The following is a 16,532-nucleotide window of genomic DNA, read 5'->3' on the forward strand; positions in this document are numbered from 1 at the left end:
GATGATTGAGCTGAAGCCGCATGTCATGGGGGAAGTGCGCCTTTGGCGCCACGCAGACAATGAAACAAAGATCCCGGCTCAGGGGCCCGGAAGATGCGGTCAGAAAAGCAGAAGGCCGCGCGAGATGCACTACACCGCGCTGCGATGGCGGGCGATACAGGTGTCGAGCACTTCAGCGCAATCGCGCTGCCACCAGTTGTTCGTCGAGAAGATCTCTACCTCGCTGTAGCCGGCGAAGCCGGCGTCTTCCACCCAGCTACGGATACGCGGGATGTCGATGACGCCGTCGCCCATCATCCCGCGGTCGTTCAGCAGGTCGGTGGTGGGGGTGAGCCAGTCACACACATGGAAGGCCAGCACGCGTTGCTGCTCACCGGCGCGCGCGATCTGTGCCTGCAGCTTCGGGTCCCACCAGGTGTGATAGATATCGACTGCCACGCCCAGCGCACGTGGGCCGGCCGTCGATGCAGCGCTGACTGGGTCGAGCAGGTCGCAGACGTCGAGCGCCTGCTCCAGCGTGTTGATGCAGGCGCGGTCGGCCGCGTACATCGGGTGCAGCGGCTCAATGGCCAGCGGCATGGCTTGCGCGCGCGCGTATTCCAGCAGCTCGGCAATGCCATCCGTGACCTGGTTGCGCGCCAGGGCAATGTCCTTGTGCGCCGCCTGGCCGTCCAGCGCGCCGGGCAGGCCGCCCACCACCAGCACCAGGCAGGCGGCGTTCAGCTCGCAGGCTTCGTCCAGCGCACGGCGGTTGTCGTCGCGCGCAGCTTTCAGGCCGGCCGCATCGGCCGCCGGGAACATGCCGCCGCGGCAGTAGCCTGAGAGTTCGAAGCCATGTGTCTTGACCAGCTTCGAGACCGTGGCGAGGCCCGCCGCATGAACCTGGTCGCGCCAGGGCGAGATGGCACGGATGCCGCGCCGGGCGCAGGCTTCCAGGATGTCGGGCAGTGGCAGGTCGATACCGCGTTGCTTGCGCACGGTGGCGGTGTTGATGGACAGCCAGCGGTGGTCGGCAGAGAAATCGCGCATGAACGTCCTTGTGTTGCTCAGTCGTCAATGCCGTGCAGTGCCAGCAGCGTTTTCATGCGGCGCACAGCCAACTCGGGTTGCTCCAGCAGGCAGGCGGCATCGGCCAGGCGGAACAGCTCGGCGAAGTGCAGCAGCGAACGCGTGCTCTGCTGACCGCCCACCATGGTGAAGTGGCTCTGGTGGCCGTTGAGCCAGGCCATGAAGACTACGCCGGTTTTGTAGAAGCGCGTCGGTGCGGCAAAGATGTGGCGTGACAGCGGTACGGTGGGGCCGAGGATGGTTTGAAAGCGTCCGGTGTTCCCCTGCGCCAGCTCACCCAGGGCGGCGCTGGCGGCCGGTGCGATGGCGTCGAAGATACCCAAGAGCGCATCGCTCTGGCCATGCACGGTGGCGCTGCCAGCGCCATCACCGGCAATCAGCTCGGCGTAGTTGAAGTCGTCGCCGGTGTACATGCGCACGCCGTGCCCATCGGCCCCGCCGGTGGTGGGAAGCCGCCGGCGCATGGCGATTTCCTTGTCCTTGTCGAGCAGCGAGATCTTGATACCGTCCACCTTGTCGGCGTGCGCCGCGATGATGCCCAGGGCCGTGTCCATGGCGCAGTCGAGATCGAGGCTGCCCCAGTAGCCGCTGAGCGCCGGGTCGAACATGTCGCCCAGCCAGTGCAGCACCACGGGTTGCCTGGCCTGCGTGAGGATGCGGTCATAGACGCGCTCGTAGTCGGCGGGGCCCTTCGCCACACGGGCCAGTGCGCGGCTGGCCATGACGATGAGCTTGCCGCCTAGCTTCTCGATGGCCTCCATCTGTGTTTCGTACCCGCGGATCACGTCGTCCACGCTTTTCACCTCGTCCAGCACCAGATGGTCGGTACCGCAGCCGGAGGCCACGAAGGCGCCGGGCATGTCTTTCGCGGCATCAAGCGAGCGGCGGATCAGCTCCAGCGAGGTCGGCCAGTCCAGGCCCATGCCGCGCTGTGCGGTGTCCATGGCTTCGGCCACACCCAGGCCGAGCGACCACAGGCGGCGGCGATAGGCGATGGTGGCGTCCCAGTCCACCGCGCACTGCAGCCACGGGTCGATGGCGGCGCGCGGGTCGGCCACCACGTGGGCGGCCGAGTAGGCGATGCGGTTGAATTTCACGCCCGGCGTGGGCTGGATGGGGGTGGCGCCGCTGAGCTGGTAGGTCTGCAACTGGCCTGCCTGGGTGGGCAGGGACAAGGTCAATGGCATGGAGATTTCCTTGGCGATGGCAGGGTAGGGGCGATGAAGTCAAGCATCAAATCGGCCCCAGGTCCTTGAAAAATAAGCGCAGGCAGCTATCAAACTTGTAGTGAAGGCACGTCGACCCAGCGACGCTCCTGCCAGCTTTGCAGCGCGGCTTCCACCAGCTGCACCCCTTTGGCGCCTTCGGGCAGCGTCCACTTGTAAGGCTCGTTTTCCACCACATGGCGGATGAAGTGTTCCCACTGGATCTTGAAGCCGTTGTCGTAAACCTGTGTGTCCGGCACTTCCTGCCACTGCTCGAAGAAGTTCATCATCTGCTTCTCGTCCGGGTTCCATACCGGGCGCGGCGTGGCCACGCGGCTTTGCGCGCGGCAGGAGGACAGCCCGGCCACGGCCGAGCCGTGCGTGCCGTCGACGTGGAAGGTGACCAGGTCGTCGCGGCGCACGCGCGTGGCCCAGGACATGTTCATCTGCGCGATCACGGGCTCGCCGTTGTGGCCGATGAGTTCGGCCGTGGCGTAGGCCGCGTCGTCGGCGGTGGCCTTGTACGGTTTGCCGCTCTCGTCCCAGCGCTCGGGGATGTGGGTGGCGGCTATGCAGGAGACCGACTTCACTTCGCCAAACAGGTTGTCCAGCACGTAGCGCCAGTGGCACATCATGTCCAGGATCATGCCGCCGCCGTCTTCTTTGCGGTAGTTCCAGCTCGGGCGCTGGATCGGCTGCAGGTCGCCTTCGAACACCCAGTAACCGAACTCCAGGCGCACGCTGAGCATACGGCCGAAGAAACCGGCGCGGCGCAGCATGTCGAGCTTGCGCAGGCCGGGCAGGAACAGCTTGTCCTGAACGGCACCGTGCTTGAGTCCCGACTGCTCCGCCAGACGCGCGATCTCCACCGCCTCGTTGAGGTTGGTGGCAATCGGCTTCTCGCAGTAGACATGCTTGCCGGCGCGGATCGCTTTGGCCAGCAGGGCGGGGCGCATCTGCGTGGTGCCGGCGTCGAAGAACACCGTGTCATCGGGGTTGGCCAGGGCCTGGTCGAGGTCGGTGCCCCAGCGCGTGATGCTGTGTGCCTTTGCCAGGGCTTCCATCTTCTCGGCGTTGCGGCCGATCAGGATCGGGTCGGGCATCACCCGGTCGCCGTTGGACAGGGTGACGCCGCCCTGGGCGCGGATGGCAACGATGGAGCGGATCAGGTGCTGGTTCATCCCCATGCGGCCGGTCACGCCGTGCATGATGATGCCGAGTCTTTGGGTAGGCATGTCGTGGGTCTCTTCTCTGGGTTCTCTGGGGGGTTACTGGGGTTGCAGGCCAGCGGCCTTGACGAGCTTGGCGTTGCTGGCAATCTCGTCCTTGATGTAGGCGTCGAACTGTTCAGGCTTCAGGGTCCAGGCATCGGCACCGAGCTTGGCAAAACGCTCCTTCACGTCGGGCGCGGCCAAAGCCTTCACCACTTCGTCGTGCAGGCGGTTGACGATGTCGCGCGGTGTTTTGGCCGGCGCCATCATGCCGATCCAGAAGTTGAATTCGGAGCCCGGCACACCGGCTTCGGCGGTGGTGGGCACGTCTGGCAGGGCGCCCGTGCGGCGTGGCGAGCCGACAGCCAGCGCAAGCAGCTGGCCGCTCTTGATCTGGCCGATCACCGGGGCCACGGGCGAGAAGTAGTAGTCCACCCGGCCGGCCATCACTTCGGTCACGGCTTCGGCCGAGCCCTTGAACGGGATGTTGGTGGCCTGGATGTTGGCCGCCATCTTGAACTTCTCGGCGTTCAGGTGGGTGGCGCTGCCCTGACCGGCGGAAGCGAAATTCAGGCTGCCCGGCTTGGCGCGCGCGGCGCTCAGCAGTTCGCCCAGCGTCTTGATGTTTTTCGACGGCGCGATCACCAGCACGTTGGAGAGCGAGGAGATTGGCGTGATGCCGGCGAAGTCACCCACGGTGTCAAATGGCAGCTTGGCAAAGGTCGAAGGGCTGACCGTGTGCGAAGACGAGTGGATCATGATGGTGTAGCCATCCGGTGCTGCCGTGGCCACGGCAGCCTGGCCGATGGTGCCGCTGGCGCCACCGCGGTTGTCCACCACCAGCGGCTGGCCCAGGCTGGCCCCCATCTTGTCGGCGATGGCGCGCGCGATGATGTCCGTGGTGCTACCGGCCGCAAAGGGCACGATGACGCGGATCGGCTTGTTCGGGTAGCCGTTCTGGGCGTTACCTTGCAGGGGCAGCAGGGCGGCTACGCAGCTGAGCGTGGCCAGGGCAAGGCGGGCAAGTTTCTTCATGATGTCTCCTGGTTCTGGGCATGAATGGTCGTACACCACGGCAGGCCCCCGGTGCCTCAAGGGCGCGGGTGTTGGGTGTCTTTGGGGCCTGTCGGCTGCTTAATTCACTAAAAGGTGAATAGAGCCATTCTAGGAAGCCAGGAGACGGCGCGTCAAGCGCCCTTCGTCTTCAGTTTCTCAGGACATACCCTAGGATGACATCGCTCATGTGCGACAGCCGCTCGTGCAGGGCTTTGGGTGTCATCAAATCGCGGCCGAAGATGGCCGACAGGGTGTGCTGGTTGTTGAGGTAGAAGTAGGCCATGCCGGCGATCGACACGTAGAGCTGCACCGCATCGATGCCGCCGCGGAAGACGCCGTCGCGCCGGCCGCGCTCCAGGATGTCGGCTAGTGTTTCGATCAACGGCAGGTTGGTCTTGCGCGCGCGCTGGGACTGGGCCAGATGGCGGCCGTGCTCCAGGTTTTCACTGTTGAGCAGGGTGAGGAACTCGGGGTGCTCCAGGTAGTAGTTCCAGGTGAATTCGGTCAGGCGGCGAATGGCCTGCGCCGGTGGCATGTCGGTCAGATGCAGTTGCTGCTCGGCGGCGCGGATGTCAGCGTAGGCGCTTTCCAGCACGGCCAGGAAGAGTTCGTCCTTGCTGCTGAAGTAGTAGTAGATCAGGCGCTTGTTGAGCCCGGCGCGCTCGGCAATGCGGTCCACCCGCGCCCCGGCCAGGCCGTGCTGGGCGAACTCGTCGCGTGCAGCCAGCAGGATGGCCTGTTGCGAGCGGTCGGCATCGCGCGAGCGCGGTTCTTCGGCGGCTGGGGTGGGCTTACGCATGGTGGCAAATTTAACTGATTGGTGAATTAACTCAAGTGTGGCAATTGATCGGCAAGGCGCATTGTCGTCGCGACCGTGACCCGTCAAGGGGCCGGTGCACGGAGATAATCGGCGCGATTCAATGCAACAACACGGGAAACATACATGGCCAAGCAAGTAGCGGGACACCTGATTGTCGAGTGTCTGATCAAGCAAGGTGTCGAGGTGGCCTTCGGGGTGCCGGGCGAGAGCTACCTGGCGGTGCTTGACGGTTTCCACGCCTACCGCGACCAGATCCGCTTCGTCATCAACCGGCAGGAGGGCGGTGCCGCCTTCATGGCCGAGGCACAGGGCAAGCTCACTGGCCGCCCGGGGGTGTGCTTCGTGACGCGCGGCCCCGGCGCCACCAACGCCTCGATCGGCGTGCACACCGCGTTCCAGGATTCCACCCCCATGGTGCTGTTTGTCGGCGACGTGGCCAGCGACATGCGCGACCGCGAAGCCTTCCAGGAGGTCGACTACGGTGCCTTCTTCGGCCCCAGTACCAAGGGCTTTGCCAAGCGGGTGGAGCGCATCGACGATGCACGCCGCATCCCCGAGTACGTGGCGCGCGCCTTCGCCACCGCCATGAACGGTCGCCCCGGCCCGGTGGTGCTGGTGCTGCCGGAAGACATGCTGGTGCAGGAGGTGGACGTGGCACCGCTGCCGCGCCTCGATGCCGTGGAGGCTTGGAGTGATCCCGGGGCCTTGCGCAGCCTGCGCGAGATGCTATTGAAATCGGAGCGTCCTCTGGTCATCGCCGGCGGTGGTGGCTGGACGCCGCAGGCCGCGCAGGCACTGCAGCGTTTTGCCGAGAACTGGAAGCTGCCGGTGGCCAATGCCTTCCGGTTCCAGGACACGTTTGACAACCACCATCCGCAATACGCGGGCGATGTGGGCATTGCGCTCAACCCGAAGCTGGCACAGCGCGTCAAGGACAGCGACCTCATCATCGCCATCGGTCCGCGCTTGGGGGAGATGACCACCGGCGGCTACACGCTGCTGGAAGCGCCGCGTACCCGGCAGAAGCTGGTGCACATCCACGCCAGTGCCGAGGAACTCAACCGGGTCTACCAGGCCGATCTGGCGATCAATGCCACCATGAATGCCGCAGCGCGTTCACTCGAAGTGCTGAGCGCACCACCCTCGGTGCCGTGGGAGAGCTGGACACAGGGCTGTCAGGCTGACTACCTGGCCAACCTGCAGCCGCAGGCGTTGCCGGGCGACATCGACATGCCGGCCATCGTCGCCACGCTGCAAAAGCATTTGCCGGCGGACACGGTGGTCACCAATGGCGCCGGCAACTTCGCCAGCTGGGTGCACCGCTTCTGGCGCTATGCCGGCCTGGCCCGGGGCCACAAGACGCAACTGGCGCCGACCAACGGCGCCATGGGCTATGGCGTGCCGGCCGGCATTGCGGCCGCGATCCTGACTGGCCGCACGGTCTTTACCATCGCCGGCGATGGCGACTTCCTGATGAACGGGCAGGAGCTCGCCACGGCGGTGCAACACGGCGCCAAGACCATCATCGTGTTGCTCAACAACGGCATGTACGGCACCATCCGCATGCACCAGGAGCGCGAGTACCCGCAGCATGTGAGTGGCTCGCAGTTGCAGAACCCGGACTTCGCCGCGCTGGCGCGTGCCTACGGCTATGCCGGTGTGCGCATCACGCGCACCGCTGAGTTCGAAGCAGAGCTGAAGGCGGCCGTGGATCGCCCGCAGGGTACGCTGATCGAGATCACGCTTGACCCGGACGTCATCACCACGCGCGGTACCTTGAGCGCCATCACGCAGGCGGCGCTGGCCAGGAAGTGATTTTGCTGAGAGAGGGCGCCTTGTCGTAGGGAGCGCCCAAGAAAAAAGGCCGACTTTACAGTCGGCCTTTTGCGTAATAGGCGAACCTGATTACTTGAGGTGCTTGCCGATCAGGCCAGCCATCTCGAACATGGACACTTGAGCCTTGTTGAAGACTTCCTTCAGCTTGGCATCGGCGTTGATCATGCGCTTGTTGACGGCGTCTTGCAGCTTGTTCTTCTTGATGTAAGCCCACAGCTTGCTGACCACTTCAGTGCGCGGCAGCGGGCTGTTGCCCACGATGGAAGCCAGTGCGGCGCTGGGGGTCAGGGCCTTCATGAACGCGGCGTTCGGGGTGCGCTTCTTGGCGGGGGCCTTCTTCACAGCGGCTTTCTTGGCCGGAGCTTTCTTGGCGACGACCTTCTTGGCCGGAGCGGCTTTCTTGGCCGGAGCGGCTTTCTTGGCCGGAGCCTTCTTCGCGACTACTTTTTTAGCCGGAGCTTTTTTAGCAGCGACTTTCTTTGCCGGAGCAGCCTTCTTTGCGGGCGCCTTTTTAGCCGGAGCTTTCTTTGCAGTTGCCATGATTGATTGTCCTTCTAGAAGTTGATTAATCACCAGCGAAGAACTGCTTCTGCACTGGCATTGCGGATGCTACTGGAGAAAAATCGCATCTCCAAGCGAAAAATCGCTTTTTCTCCTCTGAGATGTTGTTTTTTTCATCGTAAGTCGCAAGGCAGTTTCACGCGGAAAATAGCGCCGGCTTCATCTGTGCCCCCCTGACGGGGGCATTCACACCACCTTCACCGAGAGGAAACGACCCCAAATGAGCACCCTTTTTGCGACCTGTGACCTGTGCGACGACTTCAAGAACGACAGCTCCGGAGACTTCCGCGTGCTGCCGCCGGTGTTTCACGATTTCGGTGCCGTGCGCGCCTTCTGCGGCCCGGTGGTCACGGTCAAATGCTTCGAAGACAACTCGCTGGTCAAGGCGATGGTCGACTCCGCCGGTGAGGGCCGCGTGCTGGTGGTTGATGGTGGCGGCTCGCTGCGCCGTGCGCTGCTGGGCGGCAACCTTGGTGCCGCCGCAGCGCGCAATGGCTGGGCCGGCGTGGTGATCGATGGTTGCGTGCGCGACGTGGCCGAGCTGGCGACACACCAGGTGGGTATTCGCGCGCTGGCCAGCATGCCGCTGCCGACCGAGAAGCGCAACGAGGGGCAGCGCGATGTGGCGGTACAGGTCCAAGGTGTCTGGGTGCGCCCGGGCGACTGGCTGTATGCCGATGCAGACGGCATCGTGGTCAGCCCCAAGCCCCTGGTCTGAGGTGTGCGGTGCGGGCGTTTCGCCCGCATCGTGTGTGAACGTGTGCACTGCCGTGTTGCGTCTCGTCACGCACGCGTGAGGAGGTGGCGCATGTTGTTGCCGGGATGCTTGCACCCCTGCGTCAACGCTGCCTGCGGTGGCATTTCAAAATGCATTTCTTTATTTCGCATTGAGAAATATCGACATGATGCGTTGCGGCAAATTTTCTCAATACGAGATATGAGATTTCATATCGCAAATTGATGCATGTAAGTCATTGATTTTCATGGGTTAAATTTATGTCTTCTATAAGACATAAGAGGTGTACAAAGTCTTATAGAAGACTTAAAGTTCAGTCATCGGTTCTCGAAACGTGCCAATGCGCCAAGTGCAGCGGTGCCACCGACTGGTTTCATGTAACTCAAGGAGAAATCTCATGCCGAAAAGCCTGACTGAACAACTCAGCCGCGAACAGCAGATCGCTGCCCTGGAAAAAGACTGGGCCACCAACCCCCGTTGGAAGGGCATCGAGCGCGGCTACACCGCTGCCGACGTGGTGCGCCTGCGTGGCTCCTTCCCGATCGAGCACACGATTGCCCGCCGTACTTCCGAGAAGCTGTGGGACATGCTCCACACCGAGCCCTACATCAACTGCCTGGGTGCACTCACCGGTGGTCAGGCCATGCAGCAGGTCAAGGCCGGCGTGAAGGCCATCTACCTGTCGGGCTGGCAGGTCGCTGCCGACAACAACACCTACACCTCCATGTACCCGGACCAGTCGCTGTACCCGGTGGACTCGGTGCCGCGCGTCGTGGAAAGCATCAACAACACCTTCCGCCGTGCCGACGAGATCCAGCACGCCAAGGGCATTGATGCCGGCCACAAGGACTACATCGACTACTTCGCGCCCATCGTGGCTGATGCTGAAGCCGGTTTCGGCGGCGTGCTCAACGCCTTCGAGCTGATGAAGGCCATGATCCGTGCTGGCGCCGGTGGCGTGCACTGGGAAGACCAGCTGGCTTCCGTCAAGAAATGCGGCCACATGGGCGGCAAGGTGCTGCTGCCCACCCGCGAGTCCTGCCAGAAGCTGATCGCCGCCCGTATGGCTGCCGACGTGATGGGCGTGCCCACCCTGGTGATCGCCCGTACCGACGCGGAAGCCGCCGACCTGCTGACCTCCGACTACGACGAGATCGACAAGCCCTTCCTGACCGGTGAACGCACCAGCGAAGGTTTCTACAAGACCCGCAAGGGCCTGGACCAGGCTGTCGCCCGTGCCAACGCCTACGCCCGCTACGCCGACCTGGTGTGGTGTGAGACCGGCACGCCCGACCTGGACTTCGCCAAGAAGTTCGCCGACGCCGTGCACAAGGTTCACCCGGGCAAGATGCTGGCCTACAACTGCTCGCCTTCCTTCAACTGGAAGAAGAACCTGGACGACGCCACCATTGCCAAGTTCCAGCGCGAACTCGGCGCCATGGGCTACAAGTACCAGTTCATCACGCTGGCCGGCATCCACTCCATGTGGTACAACATGTTCGACCTGTCGCAGGACTACGTGAAGCGCGGCATGTCCGCCTACGTGGAGCGCGTGCAGGAGCCCGAATTCGCTGCCCGTGACCGTGGCTACACCTTCGTGTCGCACCAGCAGGAAGTCGGTACCGGTTACTTCGACGATGTCACCACCGTGATCCAGGGCGGCAAGTCCAGCGTGACCGCGCTGACCGGCTCCACCGAAGAAGAGCAGTTCCACTAAGCACGAAGTACCCAGTACTCGGTCATCCTACGGGGCTGACGCACCTGCGACATCGCAGGTCCGTCGGCCCCGTGCAATTTCCGGGACCGTTTTGATTAATTCCGGAAATGTCGTCATTCAATGTAATTAATAAACATTCTTCTTGATTGTCAAAAGAATAATTTAATTTACCTTATTAGTCTCCGTCTCTATATTTGCGGCATACCGATCCGGGTGTCTCATTTCCCAGTCGAGCACTCTGCGCTGAAACGATTTTCAAAACTACGGGCCCGAAGGGGCATCAATCAACATGAGCAAGAAATTCAACATCCTCATCCTGGGCGCATCTTATGGCTCGCTGCTTGGCAGCAAGCTGCTCATGGCAGGCCACTCGGTCAGCCTGGTCTGTCGCCGGGAGACGGCAGAGTTGATCAACCGCGAAGGCACCCGCGTGCGCATGCCAGTCAAAGGCCGGGAAGGCTTGGTCGAGATTGATTCGCGCCAGCTGCCGGGCAAGCTCGATGCGGTCTCCCCGTCGCAAGCCAAACCCGGGCAGTACGACCTGGTCTGCCTGGCCATGCAGGAGCCCCAGTACAGCGCCCCGGGCATGCGTGAGCTGATGCAGGCGGTCGCTCTGGCCAAGGTGCCTTGCATGTCCATCATGAACATGCCGCCGCTGCCTTACTTGGCCCGCATCCCGGGCCTGGATGCCAGCGGCCTGCGTGCCTGCTTCCACGACGCCACGGTCTGGGACGCATTCGAGCCCGGCCTGATGACCTTGTGCAGCCTCGATCCGCAAGCCTTCCGTCCGCCGGAAGAGAAGCCGAACGTGCTGCAGGTCGGCCTGCCGACCAACTTCAAGGCCGCCCGTTTCGACAACCCGGCACATACCGCCATGCTCGAGCAGATGGAATCCGACATCGCCGCGGCCCGGCTGAACGTGGGCGGTGAGGTGTTGGACATTCCGGTCAAGCTCAAGGTGCACGATTCCATCTTCGTGCCGCTGGCCAAATGGGCCATGCTGCTGACCGGCAACTACCGCTGCGTGCAGTCCGACGGCATGCGCGCCATCAAGGATGCCGTGCACGGCAACCTGGAGCAGTCGCGTCAGGTGTACGAGTGGGTGGTTGAGCTGTGCGTCCGGCTGGGCGCTTCGCGTGACGACATGGTGCCGTTCGACAAGTACGCCGCTGCGGGCCAAGGCCTGCTCAAGCCGTCCTCCGCGGCCCGGGCGCTGGCGGCCGGTGCCACCGACATCGAGCGCATTGATCTGCTGGTCAAGCTGGTGGCCGAGCAGAAGGGCCTGAACAACGAGTCCGTCAGCGAGACGGTCAAGGTGGTCAACAGTTGGCTCGACCGCAACCGCAAGGCCGCTGCCGAAAAAAAAGCGGCTGAGGCGGTCGCTGCCTGAGGCGGCGGGCGCCTCGGTCTGCACTTCCAGACGGTCAGCAAGGGCGCCAGGGTCGAATCCTGGCGTTTTTGTTTCTTCCCCCTCGGGTTAGAATGTCGCCATTGGACATCCCGTCCGTTCACAAGAGCGAGAAAGGCATCCCGGTTATGACACCGCGAACTACCACCACCCGGTTGATACGCCTCAGGGGTTGCTAGTCCGCGCGCCCCGGGCGCCAAGTGCTATCAAATTCAAAGCAAGGCGCGGTCTCCACCGCGCCTTTTTTCTTTTCTGCGAGTGAAACATGGTTCAGATTACGCTTCCCGACGGTTCCAAACGTGACTTCCCCGGCCCGGTGACGGTGGCCGAGGTGGCAGCCTCCATCGGTGCCGGCCTGGCCAAGGCGGCACTGGCCGGCAAGGTGCCCGACGCAGACGGTTCTGGCTTCAAGGTGGTGGATACCAGCTACCAGATCAGTACCGACAGCCCGCTGTCCATCGTTACCGCCAAGGATGCCGATGGCCTGGAGGTCATCCGTCACTCGACCGCCCACTTGCTGGCCTATGCCGTCAAGGAGTTGTTCCCCGATGCCCAGGTCACCATCGGCCCGGTGATCGACAACGGCTTTTACTACGACTTCTCCTACAAGCGCCCGTTCACGCCCGAGGACTTGACTGCCATCGAGAAGAAGATGGCCGAGCTGGCCGCCAAGGACGAGCCGGTGGTGCGCCGCGTGCTGCCGCGCGACGAGGCGGTAGCCTATTTCAAGGGCATCGGCGAGCACTACAAGGCCGAGATCATCGCCAGTATCCCGGCCAATGAAGACGTCAGCCTGTACCGCGAAGGCAAGTTCGAAGACCTGTGCCGCGGCCCGCACGTGCCCAGCACCGGCAAGCTCAAGCACTTCAAGCTGATGAAGGTGGCCGGCGCCTACTGGCGCGGTGATCACCGCAACGAAATGCTGCAACGCGTCTACGGCACGGCCTGGGCCAGCAAGGAGGATCTGCAGCAGTACCTGACCATGCTGGAGGAGGCCGAGAAGCGCGACCACCGCAAGCTGGGGCGCGAACTGGATCTGTTCCACATCGACGACCATGCCCCCGGCCTGGTGTTCTGGCACCCCAAGGGCTGGACGGTGTGGCAGGGCGTGGAGCAGTACATGCGCCAAGTCTACCGCGACAACGGCTATCAGGAGGTCAAGGGCCCGCAGGTGATCGACAAGACGCTGTGGGAGAAGACCGGCCACTGGGACAAGTACCGCGAGAACATGTTCACCACCGAGAGCGAGAAGCGTGAGTACGCTTTGAAGCCGATGAACTGCCCGGGCCACATCCTGATCTTCAAGCAGGGCATCAAGAGCTACCGCGACCTGCCGCTGCGCTACGGCGAGTTCGGCCAGTGCCACCGCAACGAGCCTTCGGGCGGCCTGCACGGCATCATGCGCGTGCGCGGCTTCACGCAGGACGACGGCCACATCTTCTGTACCGAAGACCAGATCCTGGACGAGTGCGTCAACTTCACGGCGCTGCTGCAGAAGGTCTACAAGGACTTCGGTTTCACCGACATCATCTACAAGATCGCCACCCGGCCGGAAAAGCGCATCGGTTCGGACGAGAGCTGGGACAAGGCCGAAGCCGCCCTGATGGCCAGCCTGAAGGCCGCCAGCTGCGAATTCGAGATTGCCCCGGGCGACGGCGCTTTCTACGGCCCGAAGATCGAGTACACGCTGAAGGACGCCATTGGCCGCCACTGGCAGTGCGGCACCATCCAGGTCGACTTTTCCATGCCGGAGCGGCTGGATGCCGAGTACGTGGGCGAGGACGGCGGCCGTCATCGCCCGGTCATGTTGCACCGGGCCATCGTCGGCAGCCTGGAGCGTTTCATCGGGATTTTGATCGAGGAACACGCCGGTGCGCTGCCTACCTGGCTGGCGCCGGTGCAGGTGGCGGTGCTCAATATCACCGACTCGCAGGCCGATTACTGTCGTGAAATTGCGGAAAAACTGCGGAAATCTCTGCCGAATCAAGAACTTAGAGTCATCACGGACCTGCGCAACGAGAAAATTACGTATAAAATACGGGAGCATTCAATGCAGAAGCTGCCTTACATCCTGGTCGCAGGTGACAAGGAAAAGGCCGCTGGTGCCGTTGCAGTGCGCGCCCGGGGTAATCGTGACCTCGGTGTGATGTCCCTCGACGCATTCGTGCAAACCATCGCGGACGACATCGCTCACAAGTCTGTCGGCTAGGCTCCTTTGGGGCCCATTGGCAGTTTGCCTGCGTGTACAGGACGGTTGACGCCACGTTTTGTGGCAAGAAATGTGAAGGATTGAACCATCGCTACTGAATTTCGTGATCGCCGCCAGCGCGAAGAACGCAAGCACCGCCTGAACCGTGAAATCATGGCGCCCGAAGTACGGATCTCGGGTCCGGATAATGAGCCCATGGGTGTGGTGAGTCTGGCAGAGGCCCTGCGATTGGCAGGCGAGATGGATGTGGACCTGATTGAAACCGTGGCCACCGCCAATCCGCCCGTCTGCCGCCTGATGGACTACGGCAAGTTCAAGTTCCAGGAGCAGAAGAAGGCCGCCGAGGCGAAATCGAAGCAGAAGGTCATCGAGGTCAAGGAAATCAAGTTCCGGCCTGGTACCGACGATGGTGACTACAACATCAAGTTGCGCAATATCAAGCGCTTCTTGGAAGACGGTGACAAGTGCAAGATTACCTTGCGCTTCCGTGGTCGCGAGATCACACACCAGGAAATTGGCATGGCGCTGCTTAACCGCATGCGCGATGACTTGGCGGACCTGATCATTGTTGAGCAGTTCCCCAAGCTGGAAGGCCGGCAGATGATCATGATGATCGCGCCGGGCAAGAAGAAGGCGGGTGGCGCAGCGCCCAAGCCGGCTGCCGAAGCAGCGTCGTAAAGATTCGTTTTCTGTCGGTTTGTTCGCCGGCGGAAATCGCCGGGAAGGCGAGAGCTTTCCCGAAAAGTGGTGAATCCCAGGATTCACTGCACAAGTGGTGGGTTTCGTGCCCGCCACACAAGTGGCTCGGGGCCAACAAGTCCGGAATGGGTTTCCGGCGCCTCACGAGCACAAAGTAAAAGGAGCATTCCAATGCCCAAGATGAAGACCAAGAGCGCGGCGAAGAAACGCTTCCGCGTTCGTCCCGGTGGTACCGTCAAGCGCGGTCAAGCCTTCAAGCGTCACATTCTGACCAAGAAGACCACCAAAAATAAACGCCATCTGCGTGGCGCGGTGACGGTGCATGAGACCAATATGGGTCACATGGCACAGATGCTGCCCGGCCAGGGCATTTAATTAACGACGAACAAGGAGTAATCAAATGCCTCGCGTCAAACGTGGTGTAACGGCTCGCGCCCGCCATAAGAAAGTTCTCGCCCTTGCCAAGGGCTTCCGCGGTCGCCGCGGTAACGTCTTCCGCATCGCCAAAGAAGCGGTGATGAAGGCCGGGCAATATGCCTACCGTGACCGCCGTACCAAGAAGCGTGTCTTCCGTCAGCTGTGGATTGCCCGTATCAACGCGGCAGCCCGTCAGTGCGGCATGACCTACAGCCAGTTCGCCAACGGCCTGAAGAAGGCCCAGATCGAGATCGACCGCAAGGTGCTGGCCGATATCGCTGTGCACGACATGGCTGCCTTCGCCGGCATCGTGGAGCAAGTCAAGGCCAAGCTGGCTGCTTGATCTTCACGCAGAGGTGCTATTTTTTCGATAGCACCTCACGCTCAAGAAACAAGGGCTAGAGCTTTAAAAGAGCTTTAGCCCTTTGTCATTTCAAAAGCGATCAGGAGATGGGGGTGGGCGGTGCCGACCCTGATGTCCTGATCTCTTTGCATAAGCGGATGTGAACATGAACGAGTTGGACGCCATCGTCGACAGCGCGAAAACGGCCTTTGTCAAGGCCACCACCCCGGTCGACCTGGAAAACGCCAAGGCGCGCTTTCTGGGCAAGGCCGGGCGCATCACCGAGCTGATGAAGGGCATGGCGGCCCTGAGCGTGGAAGAAAAGAAATCGCGTGGTGCCGCCATCAACGTGGCCAAACAGGCGATCGAAGCCGCACTGAATGAACGGCGCCAAGCCCTGGCCGAAGCCGAGCTGCAGGCCCAGCTGCAGGCCGAGGCGCTGGACGTCACGCTGCCCGGCCGTGCCCGCGGCAACGGTGGCCTGCACCCGGTCTCGCTGACCATGGAGCGTCTGGAGGCCATCTTCGGCTCCATGGGCTTCGAAGTGGCACAGGGTCCCGAGATCGAGGCTGACTGGTTTAACTTCACCGCGCTCAACACGCCGGAAGACCATCCCGCGCGTTCCATGCACGACACCTTCTATGTCGAAGGTGGCAGCGAGAAGGCGCCCAACCTGCTGCGCACGCACACCAGCCCGGTGCAGGTGCGCCACGCGCTGCAGCACGTCAAGCAGCACCGCGCGCTGATCGAAGCCGGCCAGCCCATGCCAGAGATCCGGGTCATCTGCCCGGGCCGTACTTACCGCGTGGACAGCGATGCCACCCACTCGCCCATGTTCCACCAGTGCGAAGGCCTGTGGATCGGCGAGAACGTGAGTTTCAAGGACCTCAAGTTCCTCTTCACCGAGTTCTGCCGCGTTTTCTTCGAACGCGACGATCTGGTGCTGCGCTTCCGCCCCAGCTTCTTTCCCTTCACCGAACCCAGCGCCGAGATCGACATCCAGTTCCAGAGCGGGCCGCTGGCCGGCCGCTGGCTGGAAGTGGCCGGTTCAGGCCAGGTGCACCCGAACGTGGTGCGCAACATGGGGCTGGACCCGGAGAAGCACATCGGCTTTGCCTTCGGCATGGGGCTGGACCGTTTCACCATGCTGCGCTACGGCGTCAACGATCTGCGCCTGTTTTTCGACGGTGACATTCGTTTTCTCTCCCAATTCCGATGATCAGATACACCCCTGAGCCGCGCCTTG

General features: G+C 62.5%; 15 protein-coding genes. 9 read left to right on the forward strand and 6 right to left on the reverse strand.

The features are described 5' to 3' along the window. Positions 1 to 129: 129 nt before the first annotated feature. The 5 genes from CDE01S_RS10230 to CDE01S_RS10250 form a co-directional block, all read right to left on the reverse strand. Complete coding sequence (locus CDE01S_RS10230) at positions 130 to 1,029, reverse strand: sugar phosphate isomerase/epimerase family protein (protein WP_066706655.1); 900 nt, start codon at positions 1,027 to 1,029, stop codon at positions 130 to 132. Between the two features lie 17 nt (positions 1,030 to 1,046). Then, positions 1,047 to 2,255 carry a dihydrodipicolinate synthase family protein gene (locus CDE01S_RS10235; protein WP_066706657.1) on the reverse strand — a complete coding sequence of 403 codons (1,209 nt, stop codon included), beginning with the start codon at positions 2,253 to 2,255 and terminating at the stop codon, positions 1,047 to 1,049. Positions 2,256 to 2,344: 89 nt separating this feature from the next. After that, positions 2,345 to 3,508 carry a Gfo/Idh/MocA family protein gene (locus CDE01S_RS10240; protein ID WP_066706660.1) on the reverse strand — a complete coding sequence of 388 codons (1,164 nt, stop codon included), beginning with the start codon at positions 3,506 to 3,508 and terminating at the stop codon, positions 2,345 to 2,347. Positions 3,509 to 3,541: 33 nt separating this feature from the next. Next, positions 3,542 to 4,519: a tripartite tricarboxylate transporter substrate binding protein gene (locus CDE01S_RS10245; protein WP_066706663.1), complete on the reverse strand. Its 978-nt coding sequence runs from the start codon at positions 4,517 to 4,519 to the stop codon at positions 3,542 to 3,544. Positions 4,520 to 4,688: 169 nt separating this feature from the next. Further along, a complete protein-coding gene (locus CDE01S_RS10250) occupies positions 4,689 to 5,339 on the reverse strand; it encodes a TetR/AcrR family transcriptional regulator (protein WP_066706666.1) in 651 nt (216 codons plus the stop codon). A gap of 144 nt (positions 5,340 to 5,483) precedes the next feature. On the opposite strand from CDE01S_RS10250, the gene CDE01S_RS10255 reads away from it, so the two are divergent. Beyond that, positions 5,484 to 7,175 (forward strand): thiamine pyrophosphate-binding protein, encoded by a 1,692-nt coding sequence (locus tag CDE01S_RS10255; RefSeq protein ID WP_066706669.1) that lies wholly within the window; start codon positions 5,484 to 5,486, stop codon positions 7,173 to 7,175. A gap of 90 nt (positions 7,176 to 7,265) precedes the next feature. Here CDE01S_RS10255 and CDE01S_RS18160 read toward each other — a convergent pair whose 3' ends face one another. Then, positions 7,266 to 7,736 carry an SWIB/MDM2 domain-containing protein gene (locus CDE01S_RS18160; RefSeq protein WP_084382830.1) on the reverse strand — a complete coding sequence of 157 codons (471 nt, stop codon included), beginning with the start codon at positions 7,734 to 7,736 and terminating at the stop codon, positions 7,266 to 7,268. A 241-nt stretch (positions 7,737 to 7,977) separates the two neighbouring features. Here CDE01S_RS18160 and rraA point away from each other — a divergent pair, with 241 nt between their 5' ends. The 8 genes from rraA to pheS all read left to right on the forward strand — a co-directional run bounded on the left by rraA (position 7,978) and on the right by pheS (position 16,505). Then, entirely contained in the window at positions 7,978 to 8,475 is a 498-nt protein-coding gene (rraA, locus tag CDE01S_RS10270; RefSeq protein ID WP_066706675.1) for a ribonuclease E activity regulator RraA, read from the forward strand. A gap of 415 nt (positions 8,476 to 8,890) precedes the next feature. Further along, positions 8,891 to 10,210 (forward strand): isocitrate lyase, encoded by a 1,320-nt coding sequence (gene aceA / locus CDE01S_RS10275; RefSeq protein WP_066706678.1) that lies wholly within the window; start codon positions 8,891 to 8,893, stop codon positions 10,208 to 10,210. A gap of 289 nt (positions 10,211 to 10,499) precedes the next feature. Then, positions 10,500 to 11,600 carry a ketopantoate reductase family protein gene (locus CDE01S_RS10280; RefSeq protein WP_066706681.1) on the forward strand — a complete coding sequence of 367 codons (1,101 nt, stop codon included), beginning with the start codon at positions 10,500 to 10,502 and terminating at the stop codon, positions 11,598 to 11,600. 283 nt (positions 11,601 to 11,883) lie between these two features. Then, a complete protein-coding gene (thrS, locus tag CDE01S_RS10285) occupies positions 11,884 to 13,827 on the forward strand; it encodes a threonine--tRNA ligase (protein WP_066706684.1) in 1,944 nt (647 codons plus the stop codon). An 87-nt stretch (positions 13,828 to 13,914) separates the two neighbouring features. Continuing rightward, positions 13,915 to 14,505: a translation initiation factor IF-3 gene (gene infC / locus CDE01S_RS10290; RefSeq protein ID WP_084382831.1), complete on the forward strand. Its 591-nt coding sequence runs from the start codon at positions 13,915 to 13,917 to the stop codon at positions 14,503 to 14,505. 192 nt (positions 14,506 to 14,697) lie between these two features. Continuing rightward, positions 14,698 to 14,901: a 50S ribosomal protein L35 gene (gene rpmI / locus CDE01S_RS10295; protein WP_066706692.1), complete on the forward strand. Its 204-nt coding sequence runs from the start codon at positions 14,698 to 14,700 to the stop codon at positions 14,899 to 14,901. Between the two features lie 25 nt (positions 14,902 to 14,926). Then, positions 14,927 to 15,286, forward strand: a complete 360-nt coding sequence (gene rplT / locus CDE01S_RS10300; protein ID WP_066706695.1) for a 50S ribosomal protein L20 — start codon at positions 14,927 to 14,929, stop codon at positions 15,284 to 15,286. Positions 15,287 to 15,452: 166 nt separating this feature from the next. Next, a complete protein-coding gene (gene pheS / locus CDE01S_RS10305) occupies positions 15,453 to 16,505 on the forward strand; it encodes a phenylalanine--tRNA ligase subunit alpha (protein ID WP_066706698.1) in 1,053 nt (350 codons plus the stop codon). Positions 16,506 to 16,532 lie beyond the last annotated feature (27 nt).

The organism is Curvibacter delicatus NBRC 14919 (assembly GCF_001592265.1).
GTDB lineage: Bacteria > Pseudomonadota > Gammaproteobacteria > Burkholderiales > Burkholderiaceae_C > Hylemonella > Hylemonella delicata.